This window comes from Hoeflea phototrophica DFL-43, assembly GCF_000154705.2.
Classification (GTDB): domain Bacteria; phylum Pseudomonadota; class Alphaproteobacteria; order Rhizobiales; family Rhizobiaceae; genus Hoeflea; species Hoeflea phototrophica.
Window position 1 is genome coordinate 1,740,502 of sequence record NZ_CM002917.1, and the last position, 16,628, is coordinate 1,757,129.

At 60.3% G+C, this 16,628-nt stretch carries 15 protein-coding genes; 8 read left to right on the top strand and 7 right to left on the bottom strand.

Annotated elements, in window-relative coordinates; translation table 11 throughout:
* Nucleotides 1-325 precede the first annotated feature (325 nt).
* From HPDFL43_RS08095 to HPDFL43_RS08125, 6 genes are all read left to right on the top strand, one after another.
* Nucleotides 326-562: an acyl carrier protein gene (locus HPDFL43_RS08095; protein ID WP_007196818.1), complete on the top strand. Its 237-nt coding sequence runs from the start codon at nucleotides 326-328 to the stop codon at nucleotides 560-562.
* Nucleotides 563-661: 99 nt separating this feature from the next.
* Nucleotides 662-1,924: a beta-ketoacyl-ACP synthase II gene (fabF, locus tag HPDFL43_RS08100; RefSeq protein WP_007196819.1), complete on the top strand. Its 1,263-nt coding sequence runs from the start codon at nucleotides 662-664 to the stop codon at nucleotides 1,922-1,924.
* A gap of 111 nt (nucleotides 1,925-2,035) precedes the next feature.
* Entirely contained in the window at nucleotides 2,036-3,226 is a 1,191-nt protein-coding gene (gene mltG / locus HPDFL43_RS08105) for an endolytic transglycosylase MltG (RefSeq protein ID WP_007196820.1), read from the top strand.
* Nucleotides 3,227-3,283: 57 nt separating this feature from the next.
* Nucleotides 3,284-4,171, top strand: coding sequence for a YicC/YloC family endoribonuclease (locus tag HPDFL43_RS08110; RefSeq protein WP_007196821.1), 888 nt, complete (start codon nucleotides 3,284-3,286; stop codon nucleotides 4,169-4,171).
* A gap of 2 nt (nucleotides 4,172-4,173) precedes the next feature.
* Nucleotides 4,174-4,830 carry a guanylate kinase gene (gene gmk, locus HPDFL43_RS08115; protein ID WP_040449130.1) on the top strand — a complete coding sequence of 219 codons (657 nt, stop codon included), beginning with the start codon at nucleotides 4,174-4,176 and terminating at the stop codon, nucleotides 4,828-4,830.
* Nucleotides 4,831-4,995: 165 nt separating this feature from the next.
* A protein-coding gene (locus tag HPDFL43_RS08125; RefSeq protein ID WP_156970227.1) for an IS630 family transposase occupies nucleotides 4,996-5,944 on the top strand; the annotation gives its coding sequence in 2 pieces (ribosomal slippage) (nucleotides 4,996-5,331 and nucleotides 5,333-5,944; 948 coding nt in all).
* Nucleotides 5,945-5,950: 6 nt separating this feature from the next.
* Here the strand turns inward: HPDFL43_RS08125 and HPDFL43_RS08130 are convergent.
* The 7 genes from HPDFL43_RS08130 to HPDFL43_RS08160 all read right to left on the bottom strand — a co-directional run bounded on the left by HPDFL43_RS08130 (nucleotide 5,951) and on the right by HPDFL43_RS08160 (nucleotide 14,327).
* Entirely contained in the window at nucleotides 5,951-6,652 is a 702-nt protein-coding gene (locus tag HPDFL43_RS08130) for an aspartate/glutamate racemase family protein (protein ID WP_007196825.1), read from the bottom strand.
* Nucleotides 6,653-6,721: 69 nt separating this feature from the next.
* A complete protein-coding gene (gene rsmA / locus HPDFL43_RS08135; protein ID WP_007196826.1) occupies nucleotides 6,722-7,552 on the bottom strand; it encodes a 16S rRNA (adenine(1518)-N(6)/adenine(1519)-N(6))-dimethyltransferase RsmA in 831 nt (276 codons plus the stop codon).
* Nucleotides 7,552-8,586 (bottom strand): 4-hydroxythreonine-4-phosphate dehydrogenase PdxA, encoded by a 1,035-nt coding sequence (gene pdxA / locus HPDFL43_RS08140; protein ID WP_007196827.1) that lies wholly within the window; start codon nucleotides 8,584-8,586, stop codon nucleotides 7,552-7,554. The genes rsmA and pdxA overlap by 1 nt, the downstream gene beginning before the upstream one ends.
* A 12-nt stretch (nucleotides 8,587-8,598) precedes the next feature.
* Nucleotides 8,599-9,540 (bottom strand): SurA N-terminal domain-containing protein, encoded by a 942-nt coding sequence (locus HPDFL43_RS08145; RefSeq protein WP_040449131.1) that lies wholly within the window; start codon nucleotides 9,538-9,540, stop codon nucleotides 8,599-8,601.
* Between the two features lie 145 nt (nucleotides 9,541-9,685).
* A complete protein-coding gene (locus tag HPDFL43_RS08150) occupies nucleotides 9,686-12,043 on the bottom strand; it encodes an LPS-assembly protein LptD (protein WP_007196829.1) in 2,358 nt (785 codons plus the stop codon).
* Between the two features lie 8 nt (nucleotides 12,044-12,051).
* On the bottom strand, nucleotides 12,052-13,140 hold the full coding sequence (gene lptG / locus HPDFL43_RS08155) for an LPS export ABC transporter permease LptG (RefSeq protein ID WP_040449132.1): 1,089 nt from the start codon (nucleotides 13,138-13,140) through the stop codon (nucleotides 12,052-12,054).
* Nucleotides 13,137-14,327, bottom strand: a complete 1,191-nt coding sequence (locus tag HPDFL43_RS08160; protein WP_169743239.1) for an LptF/LptG family permease — start codon at nucleotides 14,325-14,327, stop codon at nucleotides 13,137-13,139. The genes lptG and HPDFL43_RS08160 overlap by 4 nt, the downstream gene beginning before the upstream one ends.
* A gap of 286 nt (nucleotides 14,328-14,613) precedes the next feature.
* Between HPDFL43_RS08160 and HPDFL43_RS08165 the strand changes: the two genes are divergently transcribed.
* Both HPDFL43_RS08165 and HPDFL43_RS08170 read left to right on the top strand, forming a co-directional pair.
* Nucleotides 14,614-16,101 (top strand): leucyl aminopeptidase, encoded by a 1,488-nt coding sequence (locus HPDFL43_RS08165; RefSeq protein WP_007196832.1) that lies wholly within the window; start codon nucleotides 14,614-14,616, stop codon nucleotides 16,099-16,101.
* Nucleotides 16,102-16,112: 11 nt separating this feature from the next.
* Entirely contained in the window at nucleotides 16,113-16,562 is a 450-nt protein-coding gene (locus HPDFL43_RS08170) for a DNA polymerase III subunit chi (RefSeq protein WP_007196833.1), read from the top strand.
* The last annotated feature ends 66 nt before the right edge of the window (nucleotides 16,563-16,628 follow it).

Sequence of the window (16,628 nt, forward strand, 5' to 3'; positions counted from 1 at the left end):
TCAGTAGGCCAGCCCAAAGAGTCCGGCATCAGCGATGGTTTCAAAACGCTATCAGTGGGATGCAGTGGTGCTGCAAGCGATTTCCGCTGGCCGGAAATCGCAGCCAAGGCGATTTTTTGGGTTTGCCCGCTTCCAAAACCGTGGTAGGTCGCTGCGCTCGAGCACGGCAGGGTGTTCCAGCCGGGATCAGAAAATGCCGAAATCCACAGTTTGGGCTTTGACGGAAGCGGGCCAAGCGCATAAAAGCGCGCCACATGCTTGATTACCCGTGCTTGTGCAGGTAACGAGGCGCAAGTCCAACGTATAACAGGTCGAGGAAACCGACATGAGCGACATCGCAGACCGCGTAAAGAAAATTGTCATCGAACATCTGGGCGTTGACGCAGAGAAGGTGGCCGAAAGCGCGAGCTTTATTGACGATCTTGGTGCGGACTCACTCGACACCGTCGAGCTGGTAATGGCGTTCGAAGAAGAATTCGGCGTGGAAATCCCGGATGATGCTGCCGACACAATTTTGACTGTTGGCGATGCGATCAAGTTCATCTCGAAGGCTCAGGCCTGAGTTCATCGATCGTCTGGCCTTTAAAACGGCCCATTCAAGCGGCCGGCGCAAGATTTGCGCCGGTTTGTTGCTTTTTTGACCTGACGGAGATTTGAAGCGATGCGCCGAGTCGTCATCACAGGTATGGGTGTGGTTTCGCCTTTGGGAAGCGGTACCGAGATTACCTGGTCCCGCCTGATCAACAGTGAAAACGGCGCGTCCCGCGTCAACACCTTCGATGTCAGCGACATCGCCGCGCAGATTGCCTGCTCGGTGCCGACCGATCCGGCCATCGAGGGTGCGTTCATCGCCGATGACTGGATGGAACCCAAGGAACAGCGCAAGGTTGATCCGTTCATCGTGTTCGGCATCGCGGCCGCTGACATGGCGCTCAAGGATGCCGGCTGGCATCCGGCCAGCGACGAAGACCAGATTGCAACCGGCGTCATGATCGGCTCCGGCATCGGTGGTCTGCAGGGCATTGTCGAGGCGGGCTACACCCTGCGCGACAAGGGCCCACGGCGCATTTCGCCCTTCTTCATTCCAGGACGCCTGATCAACCTTGTCTCGGGTCATGTCTCGATCCGCAACAAGCTGCGTGGTCCCAACCATTCGGTCGTAACGGCCTGCTCGACCGGCGCCCATGCCATTGGCGATGCGGCCCGGTTGATTGCATTGGGGGATGCGGATGTGATGGTTGCCGGTGGTGCCGAGGCCGCCATCAGCCGAATCGGCCTGGCGGGCTTTGCAGCCTGCAAGGCGCTTTCGACGTCCTTCAACGACACCCCCGAGAAAGCCTCGCGCCCCTATGACCGCGATCGTGACGGTTTCGTCATGGGCGAGGGCGCCGCAATCATGGTGCTCGAAGAGCTTGACCATGCACTGGCGCGCGGCGCCAACATCGTGGCCGAAGTTGTTGGCTACGGGCTGTCCGGTGATGCCTATCACATCACCGCGCCTTCCGAGGACGGCGATGGCGCCTATCGCTGCATGAAGATGGCCCTCAAGCGCGCTGGTCTGGACCCATCTGACATCGACTACATCAACGCCCATGGCACCTCGACCATGGCCGACACGATTGAACTTGGCGCGGTCGAGCGGCTGCTCGGTGATGCCGCTGCCAATGTGTCGATGTCATCGACCAAATCGGCGATCGGCCATCTTCTGGGCGCAGCCGGAGCGATGGAAGCCGTGTTCTCGGCCCTGGCCATCCGCGACGGCATCGCACCACCCACGCTCAACCTTGAAAACCCCGAGGTCGAAACCCGGATCGATTTGGTTCCCAAGGTGGCACGCAAGCGCAAGATCGATGTGGCGCTGTCAAATTCTTTCGGCTTTGGCGGCACCAACGCATCGCTTGTTTTGCGGCGTTTTGAGGCCTGATGTCCGGTCGCTGTTCCTGCGCGGCACCCGACAACCGGCATTTCGCCACATTGAACAGACAGAACATGCATCGCGGACGAGCCCCGCACAACTCCTCTGGAGGTTGACCAATTGAACGACAGCAACAGCCAGAACAGCGGTGTTTTCGGGCGCGCAGCAGACAAAAAAAGCAGCGATTCAAGCCCGATTGTTCCGGTTTCGCCTTCGCAGGCGCTCAAGCCCGAAAATGCGCCGCCGCCACCCAAGCGGTCGCGTCGCGCCCGCAACCAGGTCGTCGTGTTCCTGAATTTCATGTTGTCGATGGTGATCTTTGTCCTGATTATCGGGGTCGGGATCTTCTGGTATGGCAAAACCGAATTTGAAGGCCGCGGTCCGCTGGACCGGACCACCGACTTCATGGTGCGCGAGGGCGCGGGCCTCAATCAGATCGCGGCAGGCCTTGAGCGTCAGGGCATCATCTCTGACCAACGTATTTTCTCCCTGGGTGCAAAGAGCGTGCTGGGTGACGACACGCTCAAGGCTGGCGAATACGAGATCAAGGCTGGATCGTCGATGCGCGAGATCGTCAGCCTGATGCAATCTGGCAAGTCGATCCTGCATGCGTTCACGGTGCCTGAAGGGCAGACCGTGGTGCAGGTGTTCAACCGTCTGCGGGAAGCCCCTGTGCTTGAAGGCGATCTTCCCGACGAGATGCCCCCTGAAGGCGCATTGCTACCCGAGACCTACAAGTTCTCGCGCGGCACCACACGGCTTGAAATCCTGGAACAGATGGAAAAGGCCCAGACCCGGGCGCTCGAACAGATCTGGGCCCGCCGCGCTGCCGACCTTCCGCTTGAAACACCTGAGGAACTGGTGATCCTGGCCTCTATCGTGGAGAAGGAAACCGCGCGTGCAGATGAACGCCCACGCGTGGCTGGCGTGTTTATCAATCGCCTCAATCTCGGCATGCGGCTGCAGTCGGATCCGACCATCATCTATGGTCTTTTCGGCGGTGAGGGCAAACCGTCCGACCGCCCGATCTACCGCTCCGACATCGACAAGCCGACGCCCTACAACACCTATGTGATCGATGCGCTGCCGCCCACCCCGATTGCCAATCCGGGGCGTGAGGCGATGGAGGCTGTGGCCAACCCGTCGCGCACCAAGGACCTGTTCTTCGTGGCCGATGGCACCGGCGGGCATGCTTTCGCAGAGACGCTGGATGAGCACAATTCCAATGTTGCCCGCTGGCGGAGGATTGAGGCGGAGCGCCGCAAAGCCGCCGAGGCCGAAGCCGCAACAGAAAATTCCGAAGGCAATTGAACTGACGGCGCGGCAGGCTATGCTGCGTGAGTTGGGGAATCGGAAGGGGGCAAGGCAATGGCAATCCAGTCGATGACAGGTTTTGCACGCCATGAGGGAGAGGCCCCCGGCTGCCGCTATGTCTGGGAACTTCGCTCCGTCAACGGCAAGGGCCTTGATTTGCGGCTGCGGTTGCCGCCGGGTTTTGAGGCGCTTGAGCAACCTGTCCGCAAGGCGGCCGCCGCTGAATTGAGCCGCGGCAATGTGCAGATCACACTGTCTGTAAGCGGCACAGCTCCCGCCATGGAGGCTGTGGTCAACGAGACCGCACTCGAGGCTGTGATTGAGCTGGTAAACCGGCTTGGCGAGCGGATAGATGCGCGCAAACCTGCGCTTGATGGGCTTCTCAACATCCGTGGCGTGCTCGAGTTTCGCGATCCCGAACTCTCGGATGCCGACCGCACAACGCGTGATGAAGCCGTGCTTGCGGGCTTTGTGGCAGCACTTGGAGAACTCAAGGCAATGCGGTTGTCCGAGGGCGCGGCGCTGAACCGTGTTCTGCGCGACCAGATCGACCGCATTGAAGCGTTTACACTTGCGGTCGAAGCCGATCCGTCGCGCTCTCCCGAAGCGATCCGCGCACGTCTTGCGGACCAGGTCTCGGCGTTGATGGACACCGGCGCCGGGCTTGACCGTGACCGGCTGCACATGGAGGCGGCGCTGATCGCCACCAAGGCCGACCTTCGCGAGGAAATCGACAGGCTCAAGGCCCATGTCGAGGCGGCCCGCACGCTGATCGAAGGCGAAGGAGGGGCGGGCCGCCGTCTCGATTTCCTTGCCCAGGAGTTCAACCGTGAAACCAATACCATATGCTCGAAGTCGAATGCGGCTTCCGTCACTGCGATCGGCCTTGATCTGAAGGTCCTGATCGATCAGTTTCGCGAGCAGATCCAGAATCTGGAGTAGCGATGAGCCAGCCGCCCGCACACTTGCCTTCAGCTCGCATCAAGCGGCGGGGCCTCATGTTGGTGATTTCGTCTCCCTCTGGAGCCGGGAAATCCACCATTGCCCGCAATCTGCTGGAGCATGATACCGGGTTGAGCCTTTCGGTCAGCGTCACCACCAGGCAGCGCCGTGGCAGCGAGATCGAGGGTGTGCACTACCAGTTCAAATCGCATCGTGAGTTCGAACGCATGCGCGATTCCGAGGCTCTGCTTGAATGGGCCGAAGTGCATGGCAACTACTACGGCACGCCGCGCGAGGCCGCCGAGGTCGCCATGGCTGAGGGGCGTGACATGCTCTTCGATATTGATTGGCAGGGCGCGCAGCAGCTTCAGGATAAAATGAGCGCCGATGTGGTCTCGATCTTCATTCTGCCGCCCTCGATGGAGGAACTCCGGGCCCGCCTGCATCGCCGTGCCGAAGACGCCGATGATGTGATCGAGCAACGGCTCGCCAACGCCCGGTCGGAGATCGAGCACTGGCGCGAATATGACTACGTCGTCGTCAATGATGATCTCGACCGGGCCTATTCCGCCGTCCGCGCCATCGTCCAGGCCGAACGCCTGCGCCGCGACCGCCGGCCCGGCCTGTTCGAGTTTGTCCAGGAACTTCTGGAGGGGTGACAGTTTCCGGTGTGCCTGGAGCTTGCAAACACCTGTTTAGTCTGGTGCCAGCTCTGCCTGGGTTCGAAAACTAGACCGTTTCACGTTTTGAGAGAATCGGATGGGATTCCCATTTTCTCGGAATTGTGATTCAAGATGCTGGCTGGGATTGGAGGCCAGCATCGGATGACAGCACCCCTTTCCAATGATTTGCGTGAACGCGTTGTTGCCGCGGTATTGGCCGGCGAACCCAGCCGAAGGGTCGCTTCTCGGTTTGGCGTTGCGGTTTCCTCGGTCGTGAAGTGGTCGCAGCGCTATCGCTCGACTGGCTGTGTTGCGCCTGGCAAGATTGGTGGCCACCGCAAGCCGCTTCTTCAACCGCATCGTGACTTCATCATCGAGCGGATCGGCCAAACGCCGCATCTGACCCTGCATGGGCTGAGAAAAGAGCTTGCGGCGCGCGGTGTGAAGGTCTCACACAACGCGGTCTGGCTGTTCTTGCGCCGTGAGGGTTTGCGCTTCAAAAAAAACCCTGTTCGCCCTTGAACAGGCCCGTGCCGATGTTGCGCGCAGGCGACAGCGATGGCGGTCCTTTCAGGGCAATCTCGACCCCAGGCGGCTGGTCTTCATCGATGAAACCTGGATCAAAACCAACATGGCCCCGCTACGCGGGTGGGGTGCGAAGGGCAAGCGCCTGCGCGGCTTTGCTCCGCATGGCCACTGGCGCACACTGACATTCCTTGGTGCGCTGCGCTGTGATGGCCTCGCCGCACCTTGCGTCTTCGATGGTCCGATCAACGGCCAATGCTTCCGCGCCTATGTCGAGCAACAGCTCCTGCCGGTTCTCAGACCCGGTGACATCGTCATTCTGGACAATCTTGGCTCCCACAAGGCAGCCATCATTCGCCAGTTGATCAAATCGGCCGGAGCAAGGCTCTGGTTCCTGCCGCCCTACAGCCCCGACCTCAACCCGATCGAACAAGCCTTCGCAAAGATCAAACACTGGATGCGCGCAGCCCAGAAACGTAGCATTGACGACACTTGGCGCCACATCGGCACACTCGTCTCAACCATCGAGCCCAAAGAATGCGCCAACTATTTCCAAAACGCAGGATATGCTTCCGTCAAAACGTGAAACGCTCTAGGCATCGCCGGCCAGCGCAAAATCAACGGCGGCTTGGGCATGAAGCTCGGTTGAGTTGAAGGCGGGCATGTCGAAGTCCTCGGGCGAAATCAACAGACCGACTTCGGTGCAGCCGAAAATCACCCCGTCTGCGCCGCGCGCTTTGGCTGCTGCGATTATGTCGAGATACCGGGCCCTGGAGACTGCGCTGATCGCGCCCTGGCAAAGCTCCTCATAGATGATGCTGTGGACGTCTTGGCGTTCTACCGCATCGGGGATCTGGACCTTGATCCCATGTTTGTCGCTCAATCTGCCCTTGTAGAAATCCTTTTCCATGGTGAAACGGGTGGCAAGCAGCAGTGGCGACTTCGAACCGCTCGCCTGTATCGAAGCAGCGGTGACATCGGCAATGTGCAGCAGCGGGACCGACAGCGCCGCCTGCACGGCATCGGCGCAGATATGCATCGTGTTGGTTCCGATCAGCAGGCAGCCTGCACCGGCTTTCTCGAGCGCAATTGCAGCCTCGGTCATCACCTCTGCTGCATGCGCCCAGTTGCCCTCGGATTGAAGTTCGGCGATCGGCGCGAAGTCAAAGGAACGCAGCAGGATATCCGCCGAATGCAAACCACCGAGCCTGGCCCGGACCATCTGGTTGAGCAACTGGTAATAGGTGGTCGTACTTTCCCAGCTCATCCCGCCCAGAATGCCGATTGTCTTCATGGCTTTGATGCTCCTCTGGGAGCCGGCCTGGCCGCGGCAACGGGCGCCGCTGGGCCATGGCTGGCGGTTTCAGATTGCCCGCGCCAGCGCACAGAACTCTTCGACACTGAGCGTTTCCGCCCGCCGTGCGGGATCGATGCCGACGCTTTCGAGTAGCGCCTCGCCACCCAAGGGTTTGAGACTCTGGCGCAGCATCTTGCGGCGCTGGCCGAAGGCAGCCTGTGTGACACGCTCGAGCTTTGCCAGCTCGCAGGGAAGGGGATCGGCGCGGGGCACCAGTTGCACCACGCTCGAGGTCACTTTCGGCGGTGGCGTGAAAGCCTGCGGCGGCACGTCAAACAGAATGTCGGCATGGGTCAGCCATCCGGCGAGAACCCCCAGGCGGCCAAAATGGTTCGAACCCGGAGCGGCAATGATGCGTTGCCCCACTTCCTTCTGGAACATCAGTGTCATCGAAGTCCAGAACGGTGCCTTGGGGTTGACGGTCAGCCAGTTGATCAGAAGCTGCGTACCGACATTGTAGGGCAGGTTGGCGACGATCTTGGCGGGTGCGCCGCCGGCAAGAGCTGCCAGATCGACGTCCAGCGCATCGGCCTCCACCACCTCGAGCTTGCCCGGATAGTGCGCTGAGATCTCCTCAAGCACCGGAAGGCAGCGTTGATCCCGCTCTATGGCAACGACACGCTCGGCGCCCTGTTCAAGCAGTGCGCGGGTGAGGCCGCCGGGACCGGGACCGATCTCGAAGATGGTGAAGCCTTCCAGAGGGCCTGCCGCGCGGGCGATCTTGCCGGTCAGGTTGAGATCGAACAGGAAATTCTGACCCAGCGCCTTCCTCGGCGCGAGCCCGTAGGTGGCGACAATGTCGCGCAATGGAGGCAGGCCGTCATGGGCAAGGGCCATCAGGCAGCGCTCGATGTGTGCCGGGCTTCGGCGCTGGCCATGGTGTTGGCGAGCCGGAGTGCCGCGATCAGGCTGTCGGGACGCGCGGTCCCGGTTCCCGCAAGTGAAAACGCCGTGCCGTGATCGGGCGAGGTGCGCACGAAGGGCAGGCCCAGCGTGGCGTTGACCGAATCGTGAAAGCCCAGCGTCTTGGCCGGGATCAGCGCCTGATCGTGATACATGCACAGCGCCGCGTCATAGGTGGCGCGCGCCTCGGCATGAAACATGGTGTCGGCCGGCAGCGGCCCGACAGCATCAATGCCGCCTGCGCGCAACTCGGCAACTGCAGGAGCGATGATGGTCCCGTCTTCGGCTCCCAGCGATCCGTCCTCGCCGGCATGGGGGTTAAGCCCCGATATGGCGATCCGTGGCCGGGCAACGCCAAAGCGCAACGACAGATCATGCGACATGATCCGCGCGGCTTCCACAATTGCCTCGGTGGTCAGGGCGCGGGGCACATCGGCAAGCGGGATGTGGATGGTTACCGGCGCAACACGCAGCTCCGGCCCGGCGAGCAGCATGATCGGGGTGACCGTGCGGCCGAGAGCGTCTCCCGCCAGATGCGCCAGATATTCGGTATGGCCTGGAAACCCGAAACCGGCTCCGTAAAGCACGGACTTGGCGATCGGGTTGGTGACAACAGCTTGAGCGCGGCCTGCCATAGTCAGTTCGATAGCCTGGCGAATGGCTTCGATCACCGCGCCCGCATTGGCGGTATCTGGCTCACCAGCATGCACGTCAGCCGTGAGCCTCACCGGCAGGACGGGCAGGGCCCGCGCAAAATCGGAAACCGCGCGTTCCGGCGTGGTGTCGACCAATGGAATGTCGAGCCCCAGCATCCTGGCGCGCGCACCAAGCATGTCTGGATCACCAAGCAGGAAAAAGGCTGGCAGACGGAGATTTGCGCGGTTGTGCCAGGCCACAAGCGACAGATCCGGGCCGATTCCGGCCGGATCCCCCATGGTCAGGGCAAGCGCAGCGTTGCCTCCGGTCATGTGCGATGGCCTCTAACGATTGGCGATAACGGCGCTCTCGCGCAGTTTGGCGAGATGCTTCTTGGCCGTCTCGCTATCGCCGGCATCACTGTTTTCGGCACGAAACACGAGCTCAGCCGCCCTGTCATCGCTGACTGTCTTGGACGAACAAATGACAATGAACTCTACACCCCGGTCAGTGATCCGGGTGGGGGTGGTGGCGCCGGCCTCAGTTTTCTCAATCAGGGGTTTCCAATCTGGCGGCAACTGCGGCTGCATGATGCGTCCAAGATTGCGCAAAGTCACGTCACGCAGGCCAGTCACAGCGGCCGCGGCATTTTCACAACCCTGATACCGGCCGCGCAACTGCTCGGCTTCGCGTTTGCGCGCGTTCAGCGTCGCATTGGAGCGTTTGTTGGACGGAACCACGAAAATGACCTGTTGCAGGATGTACTCCGTGGTTGAGGGCTTGTCATCGCCGCGCTCAAGCATTTTCGACACCAGATCCTGTGTCGACATGCCGCCGCCTGAGGTTCCCTCAAGGGCCTGGACGACGCGCGGCCAGCTCATCTGCACCCGGATAAAGTCCTTGAAGTGCTGAGGCGTCACGCCGGCCTGGTTGAGAACCTGATTGAGTTGCTTGACCGAAAGATTGTTGGATTTTCCGAAGCGCGCGTATGAGGCATCAATTTGTGCCTGTGAGACAACCGCACGAATGCGCAGCGCTTCCTGATACTTCAACGATTCCTCGATCAACTGCTCTCGCGCCTTGGCCTGCAGATTGCCGCCTGTGCGCTGCAAACGCAAGAAGGCGACCCGCCGGGCAATGTCGACGCTGGTGATCGCCTGCTTGTTGACCACGATCTTGATTTCGCTTGCTGCCATTGCGTTCGGCAAAAGGCCCGGGGCGCTGGAAAACGCCATGGTGGCTGCTACCAGTAGCCCGGTAAGGCGAAGTATCGCAGAGACTTTCATGCGTTAAGATCCTTTGTTGTGCGCAATGCTTCGCACAGTGTTGCAAATCAATGCAAGCTGGTAAATGCCCCCACGATACGGCGAAAACGAGGCGCCCAATACTTGTTCCTGCGGCAGCGGCCAGCCTTTGAATTGATCGCCAGCGTCAGAAGCTGGGTTCAAGCAGGGGATCTATTTCACCTGCGTTGATATCTCCCAGTGTACGGAAACTCAACCGCGCCCCCACACTCCAGTCGCGCCCGCTCGTGTTGTTGTCGTCACGAATGTCCTGATAGGAGAACGAGAATGCATAACATTCGTCTTCGTAGAGCACACCAAACGCATAGCGGTCGAACTCATTGTCTGCCAGATCGTAGCTCGCCGAACCTGCCACACGCCAGTAGTCGTGTATTTTGAGCGATGCGAAGCCGGTGACTTCGCGACGATCTGGCTCCGAGTAGGTGTTCGGCCGGGGCGCCTTGATTTCGCTGAAGGTGCCACTCAGACTCAAACGGGTGTTGGAGTAGCCGGTGGTGATGTCCGTGCGCTCGGCGCGGAAATCATCCTTGTCAAAGCGTGCCGAGGCGGCAAATGAAAACCCTCGGCGCGTAGCCAGGCCGACCGCACCGACGAAGTCGGACACATCATCTTCAAGACCGGAATTGCGTGTTGCCTGCGAAAGGTCAGGTGTGGCAAAGGAGTTCAATCCGGCCAGATGATAGGACTGCCCAAAGGTGGCATAGGTCGTCATGCCATTGGAATAGTTGCCGGAATAGCGCAGGCCGACATTGGCCCGTGTTCCGCCCTCGGTGCGGTCAAATCCCGCAAATTTGTCGCGCTCAAACAGCGACGTCGCGTCAAAAACGAAGCTTTGGGCATCCTCATTGGGAATCCCGCCGGCAAGGTGCTCATCCGGACGCACAAAGACCTGGGCGATGGGTTCAATCACATGGCTGGAATTGGGCGCCGTGATCAGAACCGGGTAGCTGGCTTCAAGACCCGCAGTCACCATGCCGCGGGAATGCGTTCCATTGCCGGCAAATGTGCCGTCATAATCGGTCGGTGCATTGTCGACATCGACGGAGTTGAGATCGCCGCGTGCCGCCAGGATCGGGGTCAGCCGCAGGCCGTTCATGGTCGTGAGGGTACGCTTCCACTCCAGTTCGGCACTCAGCCGCGAATTGTTGCCTTCAAAGCCTTTGTAGCGATCTGCGTTGAGCGGATCGACCGCTGCCAGGCCGGCGCGGGGATTGATGTCATCCGCCCGCCGCGACAATGAATAGCCATTGACGTTAAGCGCCAACTCGCCGCCTGCGATCGGATCGGAGAACGTGCGCTGATAGTCAAGCGACGGATGCACCAAGGCCTGTTGCTTCTCGGTGGTATTGTTTTCGTCGGCATCCTGAACGTCAAAACGGTATGTGCGCAAATCGAAATAGCTGCGGTTGGAAACCCCGGTCAGAAAGACCTCTGATTTCACCGTGCTAGCATTGTAGTCTTCGATATTGTAGGTGCGCGCGAAATTGTTGTCGGTCTGGGCCATCACATTCCAGCCGAAGGTCCAGCGCGGATTGATCCTGAACCGGCCCGTGGAGGCGATCATGGCGCGTTCGGTCTCGAGCGCATCGGATGTGTTGGCGGTAAACTGCTCGGGCTTGAGCTGCGAGATGCCTGCAATGCGCAACGTCACTTCACCATCGGCGAAGTTTCGCCGGAACTCAGCCTCACCCAGAAAACCCTGCTTCGAGTAGGCGGTGCCGGTGAATGTCGCGTCCATATAGGGTGAGATCGCCCAGTAAAACGGCACCGACACGCCGTATCCCAGGTTTTCGCTTGTCCGATAGGAGGGGGTCAGGAAACCGGTCTTGCGCTTTTTGTTGTGGTCCGGCAATTCGAGATAGGGCAGGTAGGCAATCGGCATGCCGAACAGCTCGAAGGTTGCCCGCTCCATCCGGATGGTCTGTGTTTCGCCGTTCTGAATCACCCGTTCGGCTTTCACCTGCCACAAGGGCGGGCGTTCCGGGTTCTTTTCGCACTGCTCACAGGCCGTGTAGACACCATTGTTGAAGGTGGTCTCGGTGCCGTCGCTGCGCTCGGCACTTTCGGCCGCAATGCGGGTGTTGTCCGGTGTTTCGATTCTGAGCGCATTGACGAAGCCGTCGGCGAAATCATCAGTGACATCAAGCTCGTCCGCATAGATCCGGTTGCCGGTGGGTTCGATCATCTCCACCGATCCGATCGCGCGCATGCGGCCGGTGTTCTGATCGTATTCAACGCGATCCGCAACCAGCTTGTAGCTGCCGTAATCGATCTGCACGCCACCGGTTGCGATCACCACCCCGGTATCATTGTTGTAGGTCAGCTCATCGGATGCAAGCAGCATTTTCTGGTCTTCCGGCACCGAAAGGCCACCGGGCAGGGCTGTTTGTGCCGACGCCTCGGAGGGCATCGCTGCCAGCAGAGAGCAAATGGCCGCACCGGCGCACAAAACGCCAGCGAACGCATGAACTTTTGACCGGCGCATACTCGCCACTAACCATCCTCCTTGTGGAGAAGCACTGTCGTCCCCAATGCTGAGGCTACCAGAACCGGAAGCCATGCCGCCACTATAGGCGGGATGGTCCCGGCATTGGCAAATGCCTGGATCAACTCGGAAACGACATAAAGCACGAAGCCCGCGAGGATTCCACCCAAGATGACCGTTAAAGACTGGCCAAAGCGAACAAATTTCAACGAGACAATCGCCGCGATCAGCGTCATAGCCGCCAAAAGTGCGGGTTGGGCCACCAAACGATGGAATTGCATCTCATAACTGGTGGCCGAGAGGCCGAAGGATTTGGCAACCGCAATTTTGTCCCGCAACTCGAAAAACGGCACGGTGTCCGGCGAAGTCAGTGATTCGCCGACGAATTCTGCCTTCAGGGAGGTTGGCACAGAGGCTGATTCCACTTGTTCGACCGGCTCCGAACCGCGGATCCGGCGGACATTCGTGAGAACCCATTCGCCGTCGCCGAGCACGGCGGTTTCGGCTTCCAGCCGTTCCTTTATGTTCTGATCCTCATCAAACAGGAAGAATGTGGCGCCGGACAGCCGGGTGCCCCCGGCGGCACTGGCGCGCGCGCCAAGAACCGTGTCGCCCTGTTCCGTTCGCTGCCTGAGCCATGGCGCGCTGTCTGACGATTGCGCGCTGCCGAGGTTTCGCTCGACAATGATGGTTTCAGCCCATTGCATTGCTGATGCGGCAAAGGTGTTGAGCCCGGCGACCGCGATGAACCCGATCAGAAGATTGGCGGCAACCAGCGGCGCCAGGAACTGCCAGGCGGAAATTCCGGCGGCCCGGGCCACCACCAGCTCGTATTTGCGGTTGAGCTGCAACAGGGTGGCAATCGATGCGATCAGCACCACGAACGGGATGGCCGCCTGCAGGATGGTTGGCACACGAAGCGCCGAAACCAGCAGACCCGTCGTAACGGTGTATTCCGGAGCGGCGGAAAGCCGGCGGCCCGATTCGTTGAAATCCACCAGCAGAATGATCACCAGAATGGCCAGGCAATAGGTGAGGAATGTCATCACGTAGCGCCGGAAAAAATACCGTGACAGGATAGGCGGGAACACCGTCATGCCGATTGGCCGCCTTTCTGAGGCCGGTTCCAGCGCGCCAGTCTGGCGCTTGCGGTCTCGATAATGCGGTCATTGAGCCGCGCCCAGGCTTTCGGGATGGTCAGGGTATGTCCCGTCACTGCGAGCGCGCCGAACAGAACGATCAGCATTCCCGGCACCAGGTAGGACAGGACCTCCATGGCTGAACTCGCGCCGGCTTCCTCAACGCTGTAGAAGCCAAAGCCGCGGGCCCCAAGCGCAATGCCTGCGACCAATGCCCCGTTCTGGAATTGCTCATGCCGGTTTGAACGGGCCTTTCCAAGAAAGGCGAAGGCGATCAGGCCGAAGGCGAGCGGATACAGCCACGTGCTGAACCGCTGAACCAGTTCCTCCTTGATGATATAGGGTGCGTTCCCGGCATAGTAGTCGTCGGATGGGGGCGCGAGCAGATAGCCGGTCGACTGCTCCTTGGGCCGTCGCGCGGCGTTCTGTCCGGCGGGCACGAAGGCCGCCATGTCGAGCGCATAGGATGAGAAGGTCACAATCGAGATCTGGTCATTTGACGTGTCGCGCTGCTGGAGTTCACCATCAAGAAGCAGCAGAATATTGGTATCGCCCTCGGGCTGGATCACGCCGCTCTTGGCGTAATAGATGGCTTCAGTGCCATCGGTCCGCGTGTCGGAGAGAAAAATCCCGCTCAATGCGCCACCGGGGAGCTTCTCGTTGACCTGCACATAGAGCCCGTCCTCAAGCTTCATGAAGGTGCCCGAGCGCACTGCGACCGAAAACAGATCCGACTGCGCCTGAGCAAGCACATCGTAGAGTTTGCGGTTGGACCAGGGCTCGACGAAGTTGGCCACCAGCAGCACCATGATTGATAGCGCGACGGAAAGCGCCATGACCGGCCTGAGCACGGTTGCGGGCCTTGCGCCTGCGGCTTCGATGACCACGAGTTCGCTGTCGGAATTCATGCCGGAGAGCACCTGGCTGACACCAATCAGCAGCGCGAAAGGCGCTACCACGGAGATCACCGAGGGAATAATGGTTGCCGCCAGCAGCATGAACGCGCCAAAGGCCTGGCCGGTCGTGGTCAGCACATCGACGCGGATCAGCACCTGGGTGGTCATAACCAGAAGTGTGGCTGCTGTCAGCGACCAGAAGGTCAAGGACGCCATGCGCCGCAATATGTACCGTTCTATCTGATTCATTGCGCCTTTTTCCGGTGCGGGGTGAACCGCGCGGCGTAGGTGTGTCATTTGCGGACACCTGCGACCATTGCACCACTCCTATCCAAACGTAAAATGGATAATCTGCGGCAAACGAACACGGTTAATCGTTTCTTGCCCTCATGTGTCGCAAATGCAATGCCCTTCCAATGCCTGCCTCGATTCTGCCGACCCTTTCTGCGGGCCTTGCCTTCTGTCACGAAAACGCCAAGATCGCCACCAACGCAAGATCATCCGAAATTCCATCTGAAATACCTACGGAGCCGTCATGTCGATGAGCATTGAAGTCAGTTTTTCCAAGCCCGCAAAAATATCAGGCGGGCTGGTTGTCGCCATCGGCACGCTTGCCGAGCCGATCTCTGCGTCCGCCCGCTCTGTGGACGCCTCTGACCAGCTCGACAAGGCCGCCAAGGTCTCTGCCTTTACCGGCAAGTCCTTATCCACCCTCGATTTGCTGGCGCCCGCGGCTGCGGCAGTGGACCGGATCGCTATCCTCGGCGCCGGCGAGCCGGAAAAGATGACCGCCCATGAATGGATGCGCGCTGGCGGCAAGATCTTCACCCTGATCCGCAAGGCCGACAAGGTGACAGTGCTGCTGGGGGAGGCGGATGCTCTGTCCGCCGATGCCGCCGCCGACATGGCGCTTGGACTTCTGATGCGCGCCTACAGTTTCGACCTCTACAAGACCAAGAAAGGCGATGACGACGACAAGGAGTCGCGCAAGGTCAAGGTCATCTTCCAGCATGCGGATTCGAGCGCCTGCAAGAAGGCGTTTGTGAGCCGTCAGGCAGTGGCCGAAGGGGTCATTCTGGCGCGCAATCTGGTCAATGAACCTGCCAATGTGCTGGGCCCGGTTGAGTTTGCTGCCCGCGCCAAGGCGCTTGAAGCGCTCGGCATGGAGGTGGAGATTCTCACCGAGAAGGAGATGAAGAAGCTCAAGATGGAGGCGCTTCTAGGTGTTTCGCTCGGCTCGGTCCGTCCGCCACGCCTCGCCATCATGCGCTGGCAGGGCGGCAAGCCCAAGGACAAGCCGGTGGCCTTCATCGGCAAGGGTGTGGTGTTTGACACCGGTGGCATCTCGATCAAGCCCGCCGGCGGCATGGAAGACATGAAGGGCGACATGGGCGGTGCGGCCGCCGTGACCGGCCTGATGCACACGCTTGCCGCCCGAAAGGCCAAGGTCAACGCCATCGGCATCATCGGACTGGTCGAGAACATGCCCGATGGCGCAGCCCAGCGCCCCGGCGACATTGTCCGCTCGATGTCCGGTCAAACCATCGAGATCATCAACACAGATGCGGAAGGCCGACTGGTTCTGTGTGACGCGCTGACCTACTGCCAGGAGAAGTTCAAACCTGCGGTGATGATCAATCTCGCCACCCTGACCGGCGCCGTGATGGTGGCGCTCGGCCAGCATCACGCGGGTCTGTTCTCCAATGATGACGATCTGTCCCAGGCCTTGAGAGCTGCTGGCGAGACGACACAGGAGCGGGTCTGGCGTCTGCCGCTTGATCCGGCCTACGACAAAATGATCGATTCCAAATTCGCCGACATGAAGAACACCGGCGGACGCTATGCGGGCTCGATCACAGCCGCCCAGTTCCTCAAGCGTTTTGTCGGTGAAACCCCCTGGGCGCATCTCGACATTGCCGGCACCGCGATGGGATCGCCCTCGAGCGATATCAACCAGTCATGGGCCTCGGGATTTGGCGTGCGGCTTCTCGATGAGTTGGTGCGCGCCAACTACGAAGCCTGAGGGGAGGCGGCGTGGCGGAGATTCTGTTTTATCATTTGACTGAATCCCGGCTTGAGGACGCGCTGCCACCTTTGCTCGAAAAAAGCCTCGAGCGCGGTTGGCGGGTCTCGGTGCATCTTGGTAGCGAGGAACGCCTGGCTGCGCTTGACGCGCATCTGTGGACCTTCCGTGAAGAAAGCTTCCTGCCCCATGGCAGCGACATGGCAGCTCATGCCGACCGGCAGCCGGTGTTGCTGACGCTTTCGCAAGAGGCTGCCAACGCGGCAACGGTGCGTTTCGTTGCTGATGGCGCGGACCTGCCGGCACTGGCAGGCGTAGAGCGGCTGGTGTTGATGTTCGATGGCCACGACCAGGATCAGCTTGAAGCCGCACGGGCCCAGTGGAAGCGCCTCAAATCCGATGGTCACGAGCTGACCTACTGGCAGCAGACCGAGGATCGCCGCTGGCAGAAGAAAGCCTGATCCGGCACTCCGGCGGGTAGGGGCATCGGCAAAAAAATGCCTCCCGGAGTATGCTCCGGGAGGCTT

Bases quoted from the DNA above. Each gene is read 5' to 3' on its own strand.
- HPDFL43_RS08095 (WP_007196818.1), top strand. From the start codon at position 326: ATGAGCGACATCGCAGACCGCGTAAAGAAAATTGTCATCGAACATCTG.
- fabF (WP_007196819.1), top strand. From the start codon at position 662: ATGCGCCGAGTCGTCATCACAGGTATGGGTGTGGTTTCGCCTTTGGGA.
- HPDFL43_RS08110 (WP_007196821.1), top strand. From the start codon at position 3,284: ATGGCAATCCAGTCGATGACAGGTTTTGCACGCCATGAGGGAGAGGCC.
- gmk (WP_040449130.1), top strand. From the start codon at position 4,174: ATGAGCCAGCCGCCCGCACACTTGCCTTCAGCTCGCATCAAGCGGCGG.
- HPDFL43_RS08130 (WP_007196825.1), bottom strand. From the start codon at position 6,652: ATGAAGACAATCGGCATTCTGGGCGGGATGAGCTGGGAAAGTACGACC.
- rsmA (WP_007196826.1), bottom strand. From the start codon at position 7,552: ATGGCCCTTGCCCATGACGGCCTGCCTCCATTGCGCGACATTGTCGCC.
- pdxA (WP_007196827.1), bottom strand. From the start codon at position 8,586: ATGACCGGAGGCAACGCTGCGCTTGCCCTGACCATGGGGGATCCGGCC.
- HPDFL43_RS08145 (WP_040449131.1), bottom strand. From the start codon at position 9,540: ATGAAAGTCTCTGCGATACTTCGCCTTACCGGGCTACTGGTAGCAGCC.
- HPDFL43_RS08150 (WP_007196829.1), bottom strand. From the start codon at position 12,043: ATGCGCCGGTCAAAAGTTCATGCGTTCGCTGGCGTTTTGTGCGCCGGT.
- lptG (WP_040449132.1), bottom strand. From the start codon at position 13,140: ATGACGGTGTTCCCGCCTATCCTGTCACGGTATTTTTTCCGGCGCTAC.
- HPDFL43_RS08160 (WP_169743239.1), bottom strand. From the start codon at position 14,327: ATGAATCAGATAGAACGGTACATATTGCGGCGCATGGCGTCCTTGACC.
- HPDFL43_RS08165 (WP_007196832.1), top strand. From the start codon at position 14,614: ATGTCGATGAGCATTGAAGTCAGTTTTTCCAAGCCCGCAAAAATATCA.